The 1,946-nt window shown below is 55.8% G+C and carries 2 protein-coding genes; both read right to left on the bottom strand.

Going from position 1 to position 1,946, the window contains the following annotated elements:
* Nucleotides 1-596: 596 nt before the first annotated feature.
* Nucleotides 597-1,721, bottom strand: coding sequence for an aminotransferase (locus AB5Z14_RS10150; RefSeq protein WP_368131298.1), 1,125 nt, complete (start codon nucleotides 1,719-1,721; stop codon nucleotides 597-599).
* Between the two features lie 149 nt (nucleotides 1,722-1,870).
* On the bottom strand, nucleotides 1,871-1,946 hold a 76-nt coding region (locus tag AB5Z14_RS10145; RefSeq protein ID WP_195239190.1), incomplete at its 5' end, for an arginine deiminase family protein.

Below are 1,946 nucleotides of genomic sequence, written 5' to 3'. Positions count from 1 at the left end.
GCACGTGCAGACCTTTCGTCATGGCCTCCTACCTTTCTTTCGGGCCCCTGTCAGGGCCGATTCGTTAGCGCCCCTCCGTGTGAGGCGTTATTGCTGACGACATATTTATATCCAAAATCAGTCCATACTTCCACCTCGCCCCCGAACGGTTTTATATGAGGGGTGAACGGCATACACATATACTTCACGCATGGCACACTTTGATATAATAAAGTGTATTTACGTGCTAAAACGCGTTTTCAGTCCAAATAGCAAATGGAACTTAACTTTATTAAACCACCCTCAAATTGCATATTTCTAATAAAGCTATGAATAGAATCAGCGATTCATGCCGCGTCTCAACCATTTTCATTTTTATTCAGAAAAAAGTTTGTCCTATTCATTTCTGGTAAACAAATTACCGTTTACCAGACGCTTGATACCGTTCACCGGAAGCTCAGTATAAGGCCCAGCGGATACCGGCTCGCTTTACGGCCCCATTTGTAACAACTTGACTTCTCGGTATAGAAAAACGAACCCGCTTCCCCTAGGGAAACGGGTCCGTTTTCGATTATCTTCGGCCAATTTGGATAAGGCCCTCGAAGATCGTCGGAATCCTAGCGATCGAACTCCGCCAGTGCCTCGCCCAAAAGCCTCAGGCCCTCGCGAAGAACGTCTTTGCTCGCGCAGTAGCCCAGGCGTGCGCCGCAGGGAAGCTCAAAGCGGCTACCGGGGACCAGCAGCACTCCCCTCTCGGCCAACAGGCGCTTACAGAATTCCTCGTCATCCTCGGGAATATCCAGCTGGATAAACGAGGTGGATATTCCCTGCGGGGCCGTCCAGGAAACGCGATGCTGCGTATCGATCCAAGCCTGCGCGATATCGCGGTTGCCAAACACGATCTTGCGATTGCGCTCGAGAATCTTGTCCTTGTGCTCGAGCACGTAGGTCGCCAGGGCATCGTTGAACACGCCGCCGCAGATCATGGTGTAGTCGCGGTAGGTGCGGATGCGGTTGGACACCTCCTCGTCGGCCACGACCCAGCCCACGCGGGCCGCAGGCGTCGAATAGGTCTTGGACACCGAGTTGGTGACAATGGCCTTCTCGTACATGTCGGCCATCGACATAAAGGCCTTGGTGTTCTCAAGCGGCAGGTACACCTCGTCGCACAGCACATAGGCGCCAGCCGAACGGGCGATCTCGGCAATCTGGCCGAGCATATCGGCATCGAGCACCGTACCGATGGGGTTCGATGCGTTGTTGATGCAGATGAGCTTGGTATTGGGACGCACCAAGCGTTTAAGCTCCTCGATATCGGGCTTCCAGCCAAGCTCCTCGCGAAGCTCCCAATACTCGACCTCGGCACCGAGCGTACGCGGAATCTCGTAGAGCGGCGCGTAGGTGGGCCACTCGGCGATGACATGGTCGCCGGGCTCGACCACGGCCATGATGGCGTTGAGGTTAGCGCCCGTGCAGCCATTGGTCTGCAGAATGTGATCGGGATTGACCTCGCGACGATACAGCTTGGCAACCTCGGCCTTAAACTCCGGAGAGCCCTCGATCCAGCCGTAGTTCATCTTCTCGCGGTCCAGGCGCTCGTAGAACGTGGCGCCGTCCTGCTCATCGAGCGCGCGCAGCTCGCCCATGGTGAGCGACGAGATCGTCGACTGGGCGATGTCCCACGTGGCGCTCTTCTCCCAAACGTTGAGCCATTCCTCAACGCCAATCGTCTTAATGTCCATGGCCAAGCTCCTTACAAAAGCAGTCATCCAACCGTGTTGACGTTCCTCATACAAGATTGGGGCGGCGCGAAAACCCGCACCGCCCCAATGGGAGACATCTAACGTCAGCTAGATGTATGTATTAAGACCTATACGGGTCCTAGAAGACCTTAGAGGTCCTCGCGCCAGAAGGGCATGCTCATGCAGCGCGGGCCGCCGCGGCCGCGGGAGAGCTCGGCGGAGGGC

The sequence above is a fragment of the Collinsella aerofaciens genome, assembly GCF_040910265.1.
Lineage (GTDB): Bacteria > Actinomycetota > Coriobacteriia > Coriobacteriales > Coriobacteriaceae > Collinsella > Collinsella aerofaciens_BK.
Note: the sequence above shows the minus strand (reverse complement) of the source record. Positions and strands in the feature narration are given on the sequence as shown.